This window comes from Salinivibrio sp. MA440 (assembly GCF_001996265.1).
Taxonomy (GTDB): Bacteria; Pseudomonadota; Gammaproteobacteria; order Enterobacterales; family Vibrionaceae; genus Salinivibrio; species Salinivibrio costicola.
The window spans coordinates 1-16,475 of record NZ_MUFI01000059.1 but is presented as its reverse complement, the minus strand read 5'-3'; the positions used below and the strand labels follow the sequence as shown (position 1 = coordinate 16,475).

At 50.8% G+C, this 16,475-nt stretch carries 13 protein-coding genes and 1 pseudogene; 7 read left to right on the top strand and 7 right to left on the bottom strand.

Annotation, left to right across the window (positions count from 1 at the left end):
• Positions 1–239: 239 nt before the first annotated feature.
• The 6 genes from BZG80_RS14360 to modC all read left to right on the top strand — a co-directional run bounded on the left by BZG80_RS14360 (position 240) and on the right by modC (position 5,755).
• Entirely contained in the window at positions 240–1,853 is a 1,614-nt protein-coding gene (locus BZG80_RS14360; protein WP_077660820.1) for an MFS transporter, read from the top strand.
• Between the two features lie 75 nt (positions 1,854–1,928).
• Positions 1,929–2,339 (top strand): ribonucleotide reductase subunit alpha, encoded by a 411-nt coding sequence (locus BZG80_RS14355; protein ID WP_077679668.1) that lies wholly within the window; start codon positions 1,929–1,931, stop codon positions 2,337–2,339.
• 16 nt (positions 2,340–2,355) lie between these two features.
• A complete protein-coding gene (locus BZG80_RS14350; protein ID WP_077660822.1) occupies positions 2,356–3,096 on the top strand; it encodes a HesA/MoeB/ThiF family protein in 741 nt (246 codons plus the stop codon).
• A 126-nt stretch (positions 3,097–3,222) separates the two neighbouring features.
• Positions 3,223–4,008 carry a molybdate ABC transporter substrate-binding protein gene (gene modA, locus BZG80_RS14345; protein ID WP_025744426.1) on the top strand — a complete coding sequence of 262 codons (786 nt, stop codon included), beginning with the start codon at positions 3,223–3,225 and terminating at the stop codon, positions 4,006–4,008.
• Positions 4,005–4,688, top strand: coding sequence for a molybdate ABC transporter permease subunit (gene modB, locus BZG80_RS14340; RefSeq protein WP_021023452.1), 684 nt, complete (start codon positions 4,005–4,007; stop codon positions 4,686–4,688). Before modA ends, modB begins: the two co-directional genes overlap by 4 nt.
• Positions 4,685–5,755 (top strand): molybdenum ABC transporter ATP-binding protein, encoded by a 1,071-nt coding sequence (gene modC / locus BZG80_RS14335; RefSeq protein ID WP_021023451.1) that lies wholly within the window; start codon positions 4,685–4,687, stop codon positions 5,753–5,755. The genes modB and modC overlap by 4 nt, the downstream gene beginning before the upstream one ends.
• Positions 5,756–5,780: 25 nt before the next feature.
• Here the strand turns inward: modC and norW are convergent, their stop codons facing one another.
• Together norW and norV are read right to left on the bottom strand one after the other, a co-directional pair.
• Complete coding sequence (norW, locus tag BZG80_RS14330; RefSeq protein WP_021023450.1) at positions 5,781–6,923, bottom strand: NADH:flavorubredoxin reductase NorW; 1,143 nt, start codon at positions 6,921–6,923, stop codon at positions 5,781–5,783.
• A gap of 9 nt (positions 6,924–6,932) precedes the next feature.
• Entirely contained in the window at positions 6,933–8,423 is a 1,491-nt protein-coding gene (norV, locus tag BZG80_RS14325) for an anaerobic nitric oxide reductase flavorubredoxin (RefSeq protein ID WP_077660824.1), read from the bottom strand.
• A gap of 183 nt (positions 8,424–8,606) precedes the next feature.
• On the opposite strand from norV, the gene norR reads away from it, so the two are divergent.
• Positions 8,607–10,142, top strand: coding sequence for a nitric oxide reductase transcriptional regulator NorR (norR, locus tag BZG80_RS14320; RefSeq protein WP_077679667.1), 1,536 nt, complete (start codon positions 8,607–8,609; stop codon positions 10,140–10,142).
• A 101-nt stretch (positions 10,143–10,243) separates the two neighbouring features.
• Here the strand turns inward: norR and BZG80_RS14315 are convergent.
• The 5 genes and pseudogenes from BZG80_RS14315 to BZG80_RS14295 form a co-directional block, all read right to left on the bottom strand.
• Positions 10,244–10,690: pseudogene (locus tag BZG80_RS14315) on the bottom strand (transposase family protein); the annotation flags it as partial.
• A gap of 445 nt (positions 10,691–11,135) precedes the next feature.
• Positions 11,136–11,342: a hypothetical protein gene (locus BZG80_RS16000; protein WP_021023445.1), complete on the bottom strand. Its 207-nt coding sequence runs from the start codon at positions 11,340–11,342 to the stop codon at positions 11,136–11,138.
• Between the two features lie 47 nt (positions 11,343–11,389).
• A complete protein-coding gene (locus BZG80_RS14305; protein WP_077679666.1) occupies positions 11,390–14,494 on the bottom strand; it encodes an efflux RND transporter permease subunit in 3,105 nt (1,034 codons plus the stop codon).
• Positions 14,491–15,831, bottom strand: a complete 1,341-nt coding sequence (locus BZG80_RS14300; protein WP_077669586.1) for an efflux RND transporter periplasmic adaptor subunit — start codon at positions 15,829–15,831, stop codon at positions 14,491–14,493. Before BZG80_RS14300 ends, BZG80_RS14305 begins: the two co-directional genes overlap by 4 nt.
• Positions 15,828–16,445, bottom strand: a complete 618-nt coding sequence (locus BZG80_RS14295; protein WP_077660827.1) for a TetR/AcrR family transcriptional regulator — start codon at positions 16,443–16,445, stop codon at positions 15,828–15,830. Before BZG80_RS14295 ends, BZG80_RS14300 begins: the two co-directional genes overlap by 4 nt.
• Positions 16,446–16,475: the final 30 nt, after the last annotated feature.

Genomic DNA, 16,475 nt, shown 5'->3' with positions numbered 1-16,475 from the left:
GATAATAATAGAAACCAAACTAAATTTAAAATAAATCAGACTAAAACAACATGACAGCTCTATGCATAAGCAACTGAAAATCATGAATAAAATGAGATTGATTACCCACTATTAGATACTCACTCTGCACCAAACAATGGTGGCCGAGTACCTCCTGCTAGTCATTGTTTTCTTTTTCATTGAGTGCTTTATTAAAAGAAGGTAAGAAATCCTTTTCCGTTTGAATCATGGGGGAGTAAATGGGAAATATTTATCGTTGGGAGCCAGAAGACAATGAATTCTGGGAACAGTCAGGTAAGCGAATAGCTAACCGAAATCTATGGATCTCTATCCCTAGTCTCCTTTCCGGATTTGCGGTTTGGTTATACTGGGGCATATTAACCGTACAAATGATTAATGCTGGTTATGATTTCAAGCCAGAAGAACTATTTACACTGACAGCGATTGCCGGTCTCTCAGGCGCGACACTACGAATACCAAGTAGCTTCTTTATACGTTTTTGTGGGGGAAGAAATACCATTTTCTTTACCACATCGTTGCTGATCATTCCTTCACTATTCACCGGGCTAGCGCTACAAGATCCTAATACACCACTATGGCAATATCAGTTACTTGCCCTCTTGTCAGGCATTGGAGGGGGGAACTTCGCGTCGTCAATGTCCAATATTAGCTTTTTCTACCCAAAGCAAAAACAGGGCTTAGCCTTAGGCCTCAATGCAGGCCTAGGTAACTTCGGCGTCACGACCATGCAGGTCGTTATACCGATAGTGATGACCTTTGCCGCCTTTGGGGCTTTTAGTGGCGATCCGACTCAACTCATTATCGATTCAGGGACAATTGTTGGCAAGATCAAGGCTGGCACCCCCACTTGGATTCAAAATGGCGCGTTTGTTTGGCTGTTGTTTTTAGTACCACTTGCTATCGCCAGTTGGTTTGGAATGGATAACATAGCCACACAAGAAGTCACGCCGGATCTCCCCTCTCCCCCAAAAGCCTTTACTATGATAGGCATGATGCTACTAATTGGATTAGTTACATCAGGGGCAGGACTTTGGCTTATGTTACCCACTGAGGCTAATGGAAGTGGGTGGAATGTTCCGAAAGAAGCGGCGTTAGTGCTTGTGTTGGTGTCAACATTGCTACTTCTCAAAGCATTGCCTGGTGCGATTGGTGATAGCCTTACCCATCAGTATCGTATCTTCAAAAACAAGCATACATGGATCATGAGTGTCATTTATACCATGACATTTGGTTCATTTATTGGCTTTTCCGCTGCGTTTCCATTGGCAATTCAACTGATCTTTGGCTATCAGCATATCGTCGTGGATGGTGTGATGACCCACTCAACCCCTAACCCTGCCGGACCGAGTGCACTTACTTATGCTTGGATGGCTCCTTTTATTGGCGCACTCGTGCGACCTATTGGCGGCTGGTTAGGTGACAAGTTTGGCGGCTCAAAAGTGACTCAAGTGTGTGCTGCTGTCATGACACTATCTGCACTTGGTGCAGCCTACTATATGGCGCAGGCATATGAATCAGAAACACCGCAAGAGTATTTTCTGCCTTTCTTCGTACTGTTCTTATTCTTGTTTACCGCATCCGGAGTAGCGAACGGTTCGGTATTCCGCAGTATTGCGATCATTTTCCCCAAGTCAGAAGCGGGTCCTGTTTTAGGATGGACATCAGCCGTTGCCGCATACGGTGCGTTCTACATTCCAATGGTGTTTGGTGAGCAAATCAAAGCCACAACACCAGAAAATGCACTGATCGGATTTGCTATCTTCTACGCAAGCTGTTTTGTCGTTAACTGGTTGTTTTACCTTAGAAAGAAAGGTGAATACTATAACCCATAGCGTCCACGCACTTGTCAATGTTTTATAGTCAAATATGTGGGCAGCCAAGGCTGCCCTCAACTAAGTAGGTTTAAAATGCAAATAGCCAGCTACAAAGATTTAATTGCTGCCGCCAGCATGCAGTCAGAGCCACAGAGATTACTTTTTGTGTTTGCGAAAGCCGAATTACCAGAAGGGCATACAACAGAGCAAAAGAGTGTTTTTCAATCAGGAAAAGGAGGAGCGCTCACCCCTGTCCTTTGTGTGGACAAGCTTCCAAAAGAAGTAGAAACCTTTTCTACACTGGTTGCTGAATCCCTCACAACCGGTTTCGATTGGGATGTGGTATTCATTTCTGCACTCGATGGACGAGGTGGCTACCCACCCAATAGCGATCAGGCGCAACAGCCACTAAGAATGATGCTGAATCAAATAAATGAAGGAAAAATCGGCATGTTTATTACGGCAAATAGAAACGGAGATTTAATTTCCCTCAACCCGGCTTAACAAGGTAAAAACTATAATGCTAGATGAACATGAGTATCAACGCTATGATCGCCAAATTGCTCTCAAATGTGTGGATATCGAAGGCCAAGAGCGGCTCAAAGCGACTCGCATTTTGGTTATAGGCGCTGGCGGCTTGGGATCCGCCGCGGCTCCATATCTCGCCTCCTCTGGAGTGGGCCACATTACAATATCTGATTTTGATAAAGTGGAACTGTCTAACCTACACCGACAAACCTGCTTTATTGAAAATGATATCGGCCGTTATAAATCTGAAGCGATGTGCGATCGTCTGCTTGCTAATAATAGTCATATTTCTTGTGTACCCATAACGTCGAAGCAGTCCTCGCAACTATTAACTGAAACGATTATCGAGCATGATATCGTCCTTGACTGTACCGACAACAAGCCTACGCGAGAGCTCATCAATGAAATCTGTTGGCAGCAAAAAACCTTACTAATTTCAGGCTCTGCCATTCGTACCGAGGGACAGGTAGGTGTTTTTACTGCCAATAAGAATGAAGCCTGTTATCAATGTATAAGCTCACAGTTTAGCGACGCTCCCTCTAGCTGTGTCATGTCTGGGATCCTCCCGCCTGTTGTTGGCATCATAGGATTAATGCAAGCACTTATCGCCGTTAACAGTATTGTCGCCCCAAACTCGGTGGTCACCAACGCTTTTTACTATTTCGACGGACTATCAATGGAATGGATACCATACAAAGTAAAGCCCGCTCCCGCATGCAAAACCTGTGGATAGTTAAGGTTCAGCAAAGCTTGCCACATTAGAAATAGGAGTGTTGATGATGGAACCCAAAATATGCACTTGAACAAGACTTTACGTACAATTACGTTAACTCTACTTTGTTTTCTTTCTGGTACGACGATGGCAGACACCGCTCCCCTTCGCGTTGCTGTGTCAGCAAATTTTAATGGTACTTTCAATGAGCTCGCCCATGCCTATCAACGAGAGTTTAATCAACCTTTTCTGATTAGTTCTGGCTCTTCGGGTTCTCTATTCGCAAAAATCAAACACGCAGCACCCTACCATCTATTTTTTTCCGCAGATAAAGTACGTCCTATCTTGTTGGAGAAAGCTGGATTAGTGGTTGAGAACTCTCGCTTTACCTACGCGATTGGCATACCTGTTTTGTGGTCACAAGACACCGATCTGCTCACTAGCGCCGGAGATAAAGTCCTTGAAACACATTCCTTCAAACATCTCGCCATGGCAGATCCTCGTGTCGCTCCATACGGCCTTGCAGCCAAACAAATCATGCAACGCCTTGAGCTCTGGGAGGACTTAAATAGCAATACACAAATCGTGAAGGCGCAGTCCATCGGCCAAGCTTATGGCCAGATAGCATCAGAAGCTGCGGAACTGGGCTTTTTATCTTTATCACAAGTAAAAGACCGTGATGGGGCCATTGGCGGCTCGTACTGGATACCTCCTCGACATCTTTACGAACCCATCGAGCAACAAGCTGTCATTTTAAACTACGCAAAAAAAACGCCCCATATTTTTGATTCAGCAGTTCAATTCCTAAGCTGGGTCAGAAACAGTGAAACAGCTACAACCATTATCAAGAACTCAGGGTACAAAATAAACCAACCATTAATCGCAAACCAAGCGACCTTGATACGATCCAAGAAAGGCATTATTGAGCAATGATCTCCCCAAACGATATCACTGCACTGGTTATCACTCTAAAGCTCGCTTTCGTGAGCACCAGCATATTGCTCATAATTTGCACACCCCTGTCGTGGTGGCTAGTCAACACACAGTCACGTGTAAAAATCTTCGTTGAAGCATTAGTGATGCTGCCTTTAGTCTTACCACCCACCGTGTTGGGCTTCTACCTCCTCCTACTATTGGGGCCTAATGGATGGATAGGGGGAAGTTTAGAGGCGCTGGGCTTCAATCATCTAGCATTTTCATTTTCTGGGTTAGTGGTTGGTTCCATGATTTATTCACTACCATTCGTAATGCAACCACTTCTATCATCCTTTCAATCAGCAACTGGTGGCATATTAGACGTTGCCGCAACATTAAGAGCCTCTCCTATGGATCGTTTTTTCAATATTGTGCTTCCTTTATCACGAAGGGGTTTTTTAACCGCGGGTGTCCTTTCATTTGCACATTCATTGGGCGAGTTCGGGATCATAATAATGATTGGGGGAAACATTCCAGGGCAAACCCAAGTCGCATCTATTGCTATCTACAATCACGTCGAGTCAATGAATTACGACGCCGCGCATACACTGGCAGCCATACTTGTCTCTTTGTCATTTGTTTTACTATTGGCAACCTACACAATGAATAAAAAATTCAAACCAGTGAGCTTTATATGACCATTCAAGTCGCATTGAAATTGGCCAGAGACCAGTTCCTATTGGATATTAATCTGCATTTGCCGGGAAAGGGGGTGACCGCGCTCTTTGGTCGGTCAGGCTCTGGGAAAACGACCATATTACGCAGTATTGCAGGGCTTGAAACGTTGGATAGTGCGACGGTTATTGTCAATGGGGAAACATGGCAGCGCCAAGATGCATGTTTACCCACCCATCAACGCCCTATCGGTTATGTGTTCCAAGAACCGAACCTATTTCCTCATTTAGACGTCAAAGATAATTTGTTATTTAGCTACAACCGTGTAGACAAGGAAAAACGCTATGTCAGTTTTGAAGCAACGGTAAAAAGCCTCGGACTAACCGACATTAGTCGCTGCTACCCTCACCAGTTATCTGGTGGACAAAAACAAAGAGTCGCAATTGCTAGAGCCCTGCTCACTAGCCCGAGCCTATTGCTTATGGACGAACCGATGGCTTCTCTCGACCTTTCCAGTAAAGCCGAGATCTTACCTTACATCGAATCACTACAATCGACCCTGAAGATACCTATCATCTATGTCAGCCATGCCATTGAAGAGGTCTCAAGACTTGCCGATCACATTGTGCTGTTAGATAACGGAAAAGTATTAGCACATGGCGCAACACAAGATATGCTCACAAGGACAAATTTGTCTTTAGCGCGAGATGATAACGCGGCTGCGGTGGTTCACTGCACCGTCAAAAAGCATACAGACGACTATATGACAGTGCTAGACTTATCCAATGACCAACAATTGCATGTCCCTTTGCAGCAAGTCGAAACACACAGCATCATCAAAGCGAGGGTACACGCAAAAGATGTATCAATCGCTTTAGAAGCACCACAACAATCAAGTATCAATAATTGCTTATTGGCACAGCTCATGGAGGTGAGCGACGACACGCACCCCGCCAACGTCTTGTTACGGTTGGACGTAAGTGGTCAACCGATATTATCGAGGATCAGTCGCCGGTCGTTGTCTCGACTCAAACTGCAGCCAGGACAAATGCTCTATGCCCTGGTTAAAGCGGTTAGTTTTGATTATTAACTAACCGCTCCCCCAGTTATATCGGCTAGATAGCCCTAGACAACTGTCTAAACAACGTATACGCCTGAGTCACTTGCTCCCCTGTGACAACAAACCCAGTTAGCTGCTGAGCGTCATCAGAGGCTCGCACCACTATCCCCGAACTGACCATATTGATATCCCAGCATATTGCCGAATGGATATCACCTGCCATGTAGATGGGATAATTGGGGGTTTTAACTTTAACCATAATAGCGGGTAACGTTAAACCGCCATCAACGTCAAGAAGCTGCTTACCAAGCGTACTAGCACTTAAAGAAATGGCTTGTAGATAAGGCCTAATTTGGCCTTCAACCTCGGCACAATCTCCTAGCGCAAATACGTCGCTAGCGGATGTCCGCAGCGATGTATCAACGCAAATACCCTGGTTCACTTGAATGCCTGCTTGTGCCGCAAGGTTGGTATTTGGCGTCAGGCCAGCCGCTGATATAACAAGATCCACAGCAATCTTCTTGCCACTCTGCAACGTCAGTGAAAGCGACTGCTCCTGTTGATTGACTTCCACCACACTCTCACCAAGGCACAGTGTCGTGCCGAGTTGCAGCATCTGGCTCTCAAGCGGTCTAGCAACAAACTCTGGAACCAGTGTCCCAAGAAGGTGGGTATTAGGCTCAACAACCACAACGGATTTCCCGCTTCGCGCTAGATCCATCGCAATTTCAACACCTATTAATCCACCCCCTATAATGGCAACACGCTGAGCTTGACGCACATTAGGCTCTAATGCGCGCAACTCTGTCAAAGAGTTAGCTGTCATTACTTGATGCGCCGCATCCCCCTGAACCGGAGGTATAAAAGTAGTTGCACCGGTTGCAAAAACCAGCTTTGAATAAAAATACTTTTGACCATTTGCGCGTACACAATGGGCCTGTGTATCGACATGCTCAACGACAGTCTGAGTCAATAAAGTAATATTGTATTCATCTGCGAACACATCAGCGTATTTTAACACTAAATCGTCCGCTGTTTGTTGTTTACTAAATACGTGGCTCAAATCCGGCTTGTGGTACTCATGGCCATCATCAGCCGTCAATACGGTCACCGGGATCTCCCGATCCATACGCCGAATTGTTTTTACCAGTTGGTAAGCAGCGAAGCCACTGCCAATAATAATAATTGGTTCAGTCATTTTCGCTCCCTAACCTTGGTATGTTGTAAAAACATCTTTGCCTAGATGGCACTCAGGACATAAGAAGTATCCCGGAACATCACTCCATACTGTCCCAGGTTCAATACCTTGGTTAGGCTCTCCCACAGCAGGATCATAAACCCAATTACAAACAGTACAAATCATGCACTGACAGTCTGCAGAATGAGGCGGCTCTGCATCTTGGATAGGGTGTGTTTTTGGCTTTTCAGGGCTTAGTGTCGATGGTCGTGGCTTGTCGTTTTTCTCGCAAGACTCAGCCGTCGGTAGCATTCGAGAGGGGCGTTTGTTGGCCCACAACTTTGCAATATACTGACCATGCTCTCGACACTTCTCCATACCATCGCGATCAGGACGCCATTTTGTTTTCAAGCTCATCGACGTTTCAAAACCAGCGTCCATAAGGCGCGTGTGGATGCGGTCAACGGCACCACCGGTCCAACCAAAACTACCAAAAGCGCCCGCCTTTTTCGCTTTAAAACGCATCCCGGTGATTTCCTCCAGCATCCCTGCGATCTTAGGCATCATGACATTATTCATCGTTGAAGAACCAACTAACACACCTTTAGAACGGAATACATTTGATAGAATTTCATTTTTGTCGTGTTTCGAAACATTAAACACTTTTACTGCGACGTCCGGATCGACGTCATGGATCCCCTGTGCGATAGCATCAGCCATCATTCGTGTATTATTCGACATAGAGTCATAAAAAATAGTGATTCTGTCTTCTTGATAGTCATCCGCCCACGCAAGGTACTGCTCGATTATTTGAATAGGGTTATCGCGCCAAACGACACCATGAGAGGTTGCGATCATATCGACAGGTAAATTAAAACTTAAAACTTCCTTTATTTTCGCCGTTACTAAACGGCTGAAAGGGGTAAGAATATTAGAATAATACCGTAAGCACTGTTCCATCAGCTCATTTTGGTCAACTTCATCATTAAACAAGCGTTCATCACAGTAATGCTGACCAAAGGCGTCATTGCTGAATAAGACGGCGTCCTCGGTTAAGTAGGTCATCATGCTATCGGGCCAGTGCAGCATGGGCGCTTCAACAAATATAAGCTGCTTACCATTCCCAATATCGATACTATCGCCGGTTTTTACCGTATTAAAATTCCACTCCGGGTGGTGATGGTGGCCCACTATCGAGTCTATCGCCGCTTCAGTGCAATATATCGGCGTGTCAGGGATCCTCTCCATCAAGGCGGACATTGCGCCGGAATGATCTTCCTCTGCGTGATTTACAACAATAAAATCGATACTTTCTAGATCGATTTCCCTTTCAAGGTTTTGCAAAAATTGTTGGCTAAAGCGGTGATCAACCGTATCGATCAGTACTGTTTTCTCTTCTTGGATTAAGTAGCTGTTGTAACTTGTTCCTTTGGTGATTTTGTATTCTGTGCCATGAAAGTTCTGCACTTCCCAATCTCGTTGACCCACCCAGCGAATGTTGTTTTTTACCTGTATTGTCATGATTACTACCTTAAATGACATTGAGAACCTAATGCACTCTATATGCATTAGTCGTGCCAAGATAACTAACCATTTAACATCAAGCACTTATATAACAACCCACCTAAAACATTGTCTTAATGACAGCATTGATTATTGTCATTTAGACATATATGATTGTCATAAAGACACTAATACTAGATTATGACTGAATTATTCGCCCATTGGCTGTACATCACACAAGATTTAAATTCTGCACTGATTCGAAAAGACCGGTTTGATACATTATTAACCACGATAAGAGAAGTGCTACGCTGTGATGCATCCACACTACTTTTGTATGAGAATCAGACCTTTATTCCTCTCGCCATTAATGGATTATCGCATGACGTCTTAGGTCGTCGTTTTGCTCTCGCTCAGCACCCGCGTTTGGAAGCCATTGCACGAGCAGGTGATATCGTACGTTTTCCGGCTAACAGCGATTTACCAGACCCTTATGATGGATTAATTCCTAACCATGATGGCAAGCTTCAGGTTCACTCTTGTATCGGACTTCCGCTATTAGTGGACGATCAGCTAATTGGCGCAATAACTATTGATGCGTTTGACGAAAATCAGTTTGATGGCCTCCTCAATCACGACTTGCGGTTTATCAGCGCACTGGCAGCAGGTGGGCTACAAACAGCCTTGTTATTAGAGCAACTAGAAACACAAGCCAATGTCACACATGAGGCATTGACAGAGCGGCGTACGTTTAGTGATAAGATTATTTCCCGATCGGCGGCAATGCAGACGCTACAACAACAAATAGACGCGGTGGCGAATACGGAGTTATCAGTATTAATAACCGGGGAAACCGGGGTTGGTAAAGAGTTAGTCGCTAATGCACTCCACCAGCGTTCTGCAAGAGCGTCTAAGCCATTAGTCTATCTTAACTGCGCCGCGCTACCGGAATCCGTCGCGGAAAGTGAACTATTTGGTCACATTAAAGGGGCCTTTACCGGTGCAATTAGTGATCGAAAGGGTAAGTTCGAGCAAGCCGATAACGGCACATTATTTTTAGATGAAGTTGGCGAATTATCGTTAGAGTTGCAAGCCAAGCTACTGCGTGCACTCCAATTCGGTGATATCCAGCGGGTCGGCGATGACCGTCATATTCAAGTGAATACGCGCATCATTGCCGCGACCAATCGCGTTTTATATGAGGAAGTAACAGCCGGTCGTTTTAGAGCCGATCTATACCATCGTCTCAGTGTATTCCCTCTCCATGTTCCACCTCTTCGAGAAAGAGACGATGATGTCGTATTATTAGCCGGATTTTTTGCCGAACAGATGAAGGCTAAATTTCATCTTAGCAGCATTCGCCTGTCTGCATCGCTACTTCAAAAGCTCACACAGTATGCATGGCCTGGTAACGTACGCGAACTAGAGCATGCTATCAAACGAGCCAGTGTCCTAGCCAAATCTCGAACGCAGTCGAGGGATCTCGAGCTTACTCTGCAAGATTTTGATCTCTTTACCTCTGACGAAAAGGCGGTTAGTACTACCCATAAACAGCAAAAAAAAGAGTCTATTGAAGTTCCAACATTAGGGCTACGCGCAGAAACAGAGAATCTTCAGAAAAGAATGATCTCGGACGCATTATCACAAAATCACGGTAATTGGGCCGCCACTGCAAGACAACTTGATATCGATGGTGGCAATTTACATCGCCTAGCAAAACGGTTGAGCCTGAAATAAGAGCGACAAACGCAAGTTACAACCCCGTGAGCTAACGCCCTATTAGAAATTTTTTGACGTATTTATTATTCGCTTTTTATTTTTCAAATCGTTTATGAGAGAGGTGTCTCGAAGCGGTGCCAGGCCGCCAAGAACTCGGTCTTCTTCCTGAATATCTCACGGATAGTCTTCTCGTTGAGGCCCGTAGTGTCGGCTACGTAGACATAGGGATGATTAAAGGACTCCTTCTCGACGCGACTGTACAGCCGCCGAGTCATGCGATGGTCGTCCACCATGTCCGGGAGCGAAGGGCGGAATGTCGTGCCGCAAGCTCGACAAGAGTAACGTCGGCGGATCACCCAGGGGATGACCCGCTTTCCGTAGACCGGGAGGTCGCGGTAAGCGACATCACGCTTGCCGAACCTGACAAACTCATTCTCTGCGCCGCACCCTTCGCAAGCTATGGGGTCGGGAGCAACTATATGAAAGCGCAACCCGTCTTCCATTTCCATGGCATTTAGTACCTGGTACTCAGGGAGACGCAATACGTTGTCAGGCAAGTGTGACATTTCGGGGCAAACCTTCCTGTATCAGAATGGTGTATTCAGTAGTTAACGAACTTTCAATTAGCCAAGGCATGTCGGTCAGCTGTTCCAGCTCTAGAAAAAATCGAGTCGCGCAAAGACTGCATCTGTATGTGTTTCTTTGCATCCTGCTATTCATTCCAGCACTCTATTCATTCGCTGTAGAAATGGGCTCTGAACCCTTCCTTAAACTCCTGATGGCTGGCCAGACAGTGGTTCTGCACCCGCGAAAACGCTTCGATTACTGCTTGGTCATCCGCTTGACGCGCCTCGTCGCCCATATCCCTGGCGGCTTCATGCACCCACCTGTCATATCCCCGGAAGCGTCCGCCGCCGGTTCCGAAAAAGCGCAATATGCGTGTCTTTTCCAAGAACGGTGGCTCGACATGATCGGCAATTAGGGGTGCGATTTCAGTTCAGCTACCTTTTCCTAGTTTTCCCGAGATATGGCCCCAGCAACTTCGCGCATATTTTCATCAAGATCGCGCATAATGGAGCGGAGCACTAGTTCTTCACTGGTGCTTTCCTGTTCTCTCGCTGAGTGTTGATAGTCATTGTCTCCCGCTATTAGCCAAGTTGGCAGGACAGTCAGGGTAATGAGTAGGATGGTCCTAACACTACAGTTTTTTAACGTCATGTTTTTTCTCTCTTGATGAACAATCAATAAATGCTCTTCTGGGCCGCTTACTCTTTTGATGGCTTGGGCGCCTGAACCCAGCCCCACTCGTCAAACAGCACGTAGACTGCGGGGATCACCAGTAGCACCAGCACGGTGGCGCTAAGCAGTCCGAACACCACCGAAATCACCAGCGGCTTGATGGCCGCCGCCTGGGTACTGGTTTCGGCCAGCAGCGGGAGCAAACCGGCGATGGTTGTAGTCGACGAGATCAGGATGGCACGCAGCCGGTCGCGGCTGGCCTGGCCGGCTGCCGCCACGGCATCCAGTCCGCTCTCGCGATGGGTCTTGATAAAGTGGATCAGCAGGATGGCATTGTTGACCACGATGCCGGCCAGGGAGGCCGCGCCGATCAGCGAGGGCGTAGAGAGGTAGTAACCCATGAGTACATGCCCCAAAATGGCGCCGATGAAGGCCAGCGGAATAGACAGCATGACGATCAGCGGTTCGATGTAACTGCGGAACTGGAAGGAGAGGATCACGAAGATTCCCACCAGCCCGATGAGTAGACCGCGGCCTATGGAGCTGCCGGTCTCAGCGGAGCGCGCCACTTGCCCCTCGAAGGTGAGCGCCACCTCGGGATGACGCTCGCGGAACTCGCTGAGCCAGCCGCTGCCGACGAGATCATCGACGATTGCCTGGCCGGTGGCATGCCGCGCATCCACGTTGGCCTCCACGGTTACGGTACGCCGTCCGTCGATGCGGGTAATGCGCGCCCACTCGCGCCGCTCCTCGGCGTTGGCCACCACCTCCAGCGGCACCCGGCCTCCTTCCGGCAGGGCAATGGTCAAATCAACCAAGTTGTCGAGAGAGGTCCTGTCCGCTTCGGCTAGGCGAATCAGCACCTCGATTTCCTGATTGCCGATGCGCAGGGTATCGGCAACCTCCCCCAGCAGCGCCGCACGCAACTGCCCGGACACCTCCTCGGCGGAGAGGCCCAAGCCATGGGCGCCCTCGGCCATCGAGAAGGTCAATTGAGGCTTGCCCAAGCGCAGGTCGTCGAAGACATTATAGACGGCTGCATAATTCTCTAGATGGTCGCCCAACTCTAGCGCCGCCGCCTTCATGGCCTCCAAGTTCTCTCCGGCCAGGCGCACTTCCACGGGCACCCCGGCGGGGCCGAAGCCGGGCTCCTGGATAATTAATCGCTGAAGCCCCTCGATCTCACCGATGGTCTCACGCCAGGCGGCGGTCAGCTCGTCCAGGGTCACCCGGCGACGCTCCGCAGTCAGCAGGTCGACGATGACGGTGGCCACATGAGGACCTGCCTCCCTGGCGCTGGGGTTGTGGTTAAAGCGCACCTGAATCGCCTCGACCAGGGATGCTCCCCCCGGCTGGTCCAGATAGTAGCGTAAATCAAGCTCACGGATTGCCGCCTCGACTCGCTCGGCCACCGCCTCGGTACGTGCTAGGGGGGTACCCTGGGGCATCAGGATACGGGCCTCCAGGACATCGCCATCAATATCCGGCATCGCCTCACTGCCCACATGCCCTCCAGCCATAAAGCCGAAAGAGCCCAGCATAATGGCGAAAATGATTCCCAACACCGCATGGCGAAATCGTATCGCCCGGTCGGCCAGCCGACCGACCGACTCGCGGAACCTGTCAAAATGTCGTTCGAATGCGACACGGAAGCGCGAGTTGTGCCCACTGGCAAGTCGCCCCACGCTGCCCTTAAGATGATGGGGCAAGATCCAGAATGCTTCGATGAGGCTCGCTGCCAGAGCGGCGATCAGCACCACCGGCAGCACTTCAAGCACCGCGCCCAGCTCGCCGGCCAGGAAGGAGAGCGGGGCGAATACCGCGACCGTGGTAAGAAACGACGAAAGTACGCCGGGTAACACCTGGCGGGTACCCGCTACCACCGCCTCCACCGGTGAGGTCCCTTTCAGGGCGTGGACGGCAATGCTGTCTGTGATCACGATGGCATCATCCATGACGATGCCGATAGCCATCAGCAGTGCCACCAAGGTGATCATATTCATTGACAGCCCGGTCAGGGCCATGACGATGAAGGCCCCCATGAAGGCCGCAGGCAGGCCCAGAACGGCCCACAGAGCTAGGCGCGGACGGAAGAAGAGGCTCATCACCAGCACCACCAACACCAGCCCCATTAAGCCGTTATCCACCAGCATCTGCAGGCGGTCGCGAACGATACTGGTCGCATCTTGGGTCAGCGTCAGAGAGATATCCCCGTCGAATCGCCGCCATTCCGCCTCAAGCAACGTGTCCAAAGACTCCTTGACCGTCAGGGCGTCGTCTCGCAGCGCCTTGCTCACCTCCAGCACCAGCGCCGGCTCACCGTTGAAGCGGATTCGCTCTTCAGCCTGCTCACCGGTCTCGGTGATGGTGGCCAGCTCGCCCAGGGTCAGCTCGCCGCCCCCGGCATCGGAGACCACTACCAGATCGGCCAGCTCAGCCAGAGAGCGGCGCTGGTCGGTGAAGCGCATAAGGATATCGCGGTCGGCGGTTTCCAGGGTGCCCAGTGGTAGGTCAAGGTTCTGACTGGCCACTCGACGTGCCAGCTCCCGCGCCGAGAGGCCGTGCTGGCCCAGTGCCTCGCGTGGCACTGCGACCTGCCACTGGCGCTGGGACCTCCCGTGGATCGCTACTTCAGCCACGCCAGGCAGCGTCATAATGCGCTCTTCCAAGCGCAGAGCGTAATCCTCGAGCTGGTGCATCGGCATATCCCCAGACACCGCCACAGCCGCCACCATGTCACTGCGATGAAGCTCCCGCACAACAGGGGAGTCGGCGCGGGCCGGCAGCTCGGTGATGGCGCTCACCTCGGTGTCGATCTCATTGAGGAAGCGAATGGCATCCCCCCCGGCTGACATGGTTGCCGTGGCACTGGCCAGGTTGTCCTGAGCCACACAGCTGAACTCGTCGAGAAATTCCACACCTTTAACGGCATCGTGCAGACGCCGACACACGGCGTCCTCGACGTCGGCGGCGCTCGCCCCGCGATAGACCACCTCCACAGACACTTCCACTGGGCGATAATCTGGGAAGGTCTCACGCTTGAGGTTGGGTGCGGCGAACAGCCCGGCAGCCAGCAGCAGCATTAGCAGCAGATTAGCGGCGGTGGGATGAGCGGCAAACCAGCGAATCATTGCCGTTCTCCTGACGTTACTTCACCCAGAGCCTGGGCGGTCAGACGTGCCTCTAGGGCCACGTCGCGGCGAGGCGCCAGCGCCATACCCTCGATGGCTGGTTGGAGGTCGTCGACGATGACCCGCTCGCCCGGGGCGAGGCCCGATTCGATCACTGCCAGGTCTCCCTGCTTGAAGGCGACGGACACCGAGCGCCTGACCAGGCGAGCGTGCTCGTCAGCAAGGTAGACCTCACCTTGATGGAGGGCCGATGCGGGGACCACGAGTTGTGCTACGGGACTGCGTGCCGACAGGCGCACTCGTGTGTACATGTCGCGCTGTAGTGGCGGATGGTTAGGTGGCCGGGCATCGCGCCAAGGCTCCTCAACCCTTACGACTACTCGCACGGCGCGGGTGGCCGGGTCGAGGCCGCTGGCCACGCGCACAACCCGACCTTCCCAGCTAACCCCGGGTGCTCCGACCAGCTCCAGCTCTGCATCGATCGAGTCAAGATCGATGCGCTCACTCAGATCTAGGATGCCGGGATCGAGCTCGACCAGTGCCACACTGCCCAGGAGGCGTCGTACCATGCTGAAGGGAAGCCGTGCCTCCACCTCGGCAGCCGCCAGGCTATCCGCCTCAAACAACCGCTGACCCACACCCACGAACTGATGAAGCTCTACGTCCACCTCACCGAGACGCAGGTCATAGGGCGCCTCGAAGCGGGTATCCTCCAAGTCATGGCGAGCTTGGGCAAGCCGCACCGATACCCGCTCGCGCTGGGCTGGTAGCAAGGCCAAGGTATTCTCAAGAGTGGCCACCGCCTGGCGCTGCCCCACAGCGCTGCGACGTTGAGCATCACGCTGAGAAATGGAGACAGCACCTGTGGCCGCCAGCCGCTCTATTCGTGAAAGCTCCTGCTCGGTAAAATCGAGTGCCTGGCGTTCCAAATCCAGCAAACGCCGGGTATTGGCCTCTTCTGCCTTGAGCTGATTCAACTCCGCCTCGGCCTCGGCGATAGCCAGCTCGTAGCGACTAGGGTCCAATGCCAGCAGCAAGGTACCTTCGTGCAGCAGGGTGCCGCTCTCCAGATGCGGGTGGCGCTCCACCACCCGGCCCGAGACGTTGGCAACGGATTGCCAGGTTTCGGCAGGGCGCGCCACGCCGTGACCACGTGCCTCAAGGCGAAACGCCAGTGGCTGCGCCTCGATCACTGCCACCACCTTGGGGGCAGGTGGTGAGTCACTGTGCTCGGGAACCTGCCGATTAACCACGAAGAAGACCAGAAGCGCCGCACCGATGGCGAGGCCAATGACTACCGCCAAAAAACGCCCCAAGCGTTGATTCAGGCCTGTCATCGGTACGCCCCTTGTGCTTTCTGGATACCATGACAGTAGAGGTGGAACGCCCCCTCGGCCTGCTCGACCATATGGTTCATATTGTCGAAAATCAGCGACTGCATGACCAGGCCTTGGATGGTGCCGATGAACTGCGTGGCGGCCATTTCGATATTCAGCTCTTGACGCAGTTCGTCAGCCTCCTGCGCCTCGTTCAACAATCTCTCGATCCGCTCACGGTAGAGAAACAGCAGCGAGCGAACCATACGTCTCGCCGGCGTCGGCCGGGCATGCTGCAGCTGCCCCATCATCAGCCGAGGCACGCCAGGATGCTCGACGATAAACGTGATATGGCCATGGAATATCGCCTCGAGCGCGGCCAGCGGGCTATTCGCCGAGGCAGCGGCCTTATCTAACAGTTTCATCACACGTTCGGTCACCCTGCCGATGACGGCCTCCCAGATCGCATCCTTGCTTGGAAAATGCCGGAACAACGCACCTTGGGTGACCCTCATGTGCTTGGCGATGCTGCCGGTGGTGATATTGGCTGGGTCATCCTGCGCGCTCAGGTCAATGACCGCGTCGACAGTGAGCTCCCGGCGCTCTTCGGCTGTCAAATTTCGTTTGTGAGTCATAACAAGTCATATAAGATAGTAATTAATTAC